Here is a 2,390-nt window from a genome sequence, read left to right as displayed (position 1 = left end):
GGTTCAAGGGGTTCAAGAAGTTCAAGACGGTTTGAAGTTTCTTGGGTCTGGGGTAAATCTTTCATCTTTTAACCCCAGCCCCTTAAAAAAGGGTAATAACAGGCCGGTGGGGTTTTTTGCATTGTTTTTAAACTTGGCACCTTAGCGAAAGATATATTTCACGCAAATGCGCTAAGCGGCAAAGTCGCAAAGAATTAAGACAAAGAATTTTTAAAACTTGGCGTCATTGGCGAGAAATGTATTATAATGTATTTTACTTTAAAATGTTTTGCGGTGTTATGCGGAGAAAATTCCTGAGTTACGCTGAGAAATACTCAGCGTTTCTCATCTTAACTCATGACTTCCTCAGCGTAAGAATAATTTATTTTTTTAATCCCAATGTGAATATTAAAAAAAGGCCGGATCTGCATGAACCGGCCCGGACTATTTTCCTTTCGTAATCTATAGTGACTTTCCCATCAATTTGGGACTTTTAACCTCTAAAAGTGGAATAGGAATATCGATCATCTTTTTGTGCGATTCAGCTTCTGCTTCTTTTACCGCATATTCTGCCAACACTTCCTGAAAAACTTCCTTCACACTCTGAATACGGGTAGCCAAATAAGCTTTTGCCCCGGCAAAGGCAAAGCCTTCATCCATTTTTCCCTGGGCTGCATTCATTAGTGCCTGGGAAATACAATAGGGTGCTTTTTTTACATTACAGGGAATCAGGCATCTCCAGACACATCTGAAAGGCTTGGTATTTCCCAACTTCACCTGATCCACAAAATTGTTCCGGATAACCCTCCCCGGAAGTCCCACAGGACTATCAATAAAAACAATATCTTCCTTTTTGCAATTGATATAAGCTTCCTTAAAAGCCAATGCAGCATCGCATTCATGAGTGGTTACAAAGCGGGTTCCCATCTTCACCCCCTTGGCCCCTGCCTGCATAATGGCATACATATCATCACCGGTATAAATTCCCCCTCCGGCAATGACGGGTACTTCTTTTTCGAATTTTTCCTCAAAAGGTTTTATTGCATTGACCGTTTCTTCCACCAGGATATGCAGGGGAGTAAAAGGTTTGGCGAGTTCGGCTTTTTTAAAACCAAGGTGACCGCCAGCCAGAGGCCCTTCAACCACTACAGCGTCAGGAATCAGGTTATATTTGTTTTCCCAATATTGAAATATAAGCCGTGCAGCTTTAGCAGAAGAAACTTTCACAGCCAGTTTGGTATGATGTTTTTCCAACCCGGCTTCTTTCAATACCAACGGGATATTCAAAGGCAGACCTGCCCCCATGAATATAATATCTATATTTTCTTCAACAGCAACTTTAATCAGATCTTCATGATCGGTTAAAGCCATCATCACGTTCACCCCAAGAACCCCATTTGTAAGGCTTTTGGCTTTCCGGATTTCTTTCCTCAATGCCCGGAGATTGGCTTCACGGAAATTGGTATCATAATCCGCCTCCCTCATTCCTATACCGGCAGAGGAAATCACTCCTATCCCACCTTCATTTGCTACTGCTGAAGCCAAACCTGATAATGAAATGGCCACGCCCATTCCGCCCTGTACAATTGGAACCTTAACTGATATATCTCCGATCTTCAATGCATCCATGACAATTTTGATTTTAATTTTCCTCAAAATTAGGCCTATGAAATGCCGCCTGAAAATAATAGGGATAAACAAAGTATTTTAGGTCTCAAATCTAGTTTTAGGGACGAAAAAAGGCAATTTAGGGGTGAATGAAACGGAAATCAGAATGCCCGTCAAATCACTTCTTTGAGTTTGTATGCATAATTTTTTGAAACAGGAACAGGGAATCCCAGTTTCTCAATGAATAATTTATAACCTTGCAGGTTGCCTTCAATCTTTTCAATATAATTAATATTCACTATATAAGAACGATGGCATTTAACGATAAATTTATACTCCTTCAGCAATGCTTCGGCCCGCATCATGCTGCAACGGATCATCTGCTTCTTCACCTCTTCAGCTTCTTTCCAGTAAACTTCAATGTAATTATTTGCAGAACGGATAAGGATCAACAGTCCGACCTTTATGGCAAGACTATCCTTTTGATAATCTGAATCAAACCGTATAATCCTCTCCTGGATCAGTTTATTGTCCCGTAGCTTAAGCGTTAATTCATTGGCCAGCTTCAAATGGGCTTTTAACATACGGTTGTGGTTGGTGATAATCAAAACCGTAATAGGCAGAACAGCAGCCATTACAAGCTTGATAACCATGTTGAAATTGAATTTCATCAATCCCATAAACCTGCAATAGAAAAAATAACCCGTAAAAATAGTGAACAATATCCAGAGGTTCCAGAAAATTTCCTTTTTGATGTTCCATTTTTCGGAAACAAACATCTTTGGCAAGAGGCTGGGAAGAAT

2 protein-coding genes are annotated in these 2,390 nt (G+C 40.2%); both read right to left on the bottom strand.

Features of this window, described 5'->3' with window-relative positions; translation table 11 throughout:
* Positions 1 to 441 precede the first annotated feature (441 nt).
* Positions 442 to 1,614 carry a nitronate monooxygenase gene (locus Q8907_16350; protein ID MDP4275840.1) on the bottom strand — a complete coding sequence of 391 codons (1,173 nt, stop codon included), beginning with the start codon at positions 1,612 to 1,614 and terminating at the stop codon, positions 442 to 444.
* 146 nt (positions 1,615 to 1,760) lie between these two features.
* Positions 1,761 to 2,390, bottom strand: a 630-nt coding sequence (locus tag Q8907_16345) for a LytTR family DNA-binding domain-containing protein (protein MDP4275839.1), incomplete at its 5' end; no start/stop codon positions are given.

The sequence above is a fragment of the Bacteroidota bacterium genome (assembly GCA_030706565.1).
Taxonomy (GTDB): domain Bacteria; phylum Bacteroidota; class Bacteroidia; order Bacteroidales; family JAUZOH01; genus JAUZOH01.
Note: the sequence above shows the minus strand (reverse complement) of the source record. Positions and strands in the feature narration are given on the sequence as shown.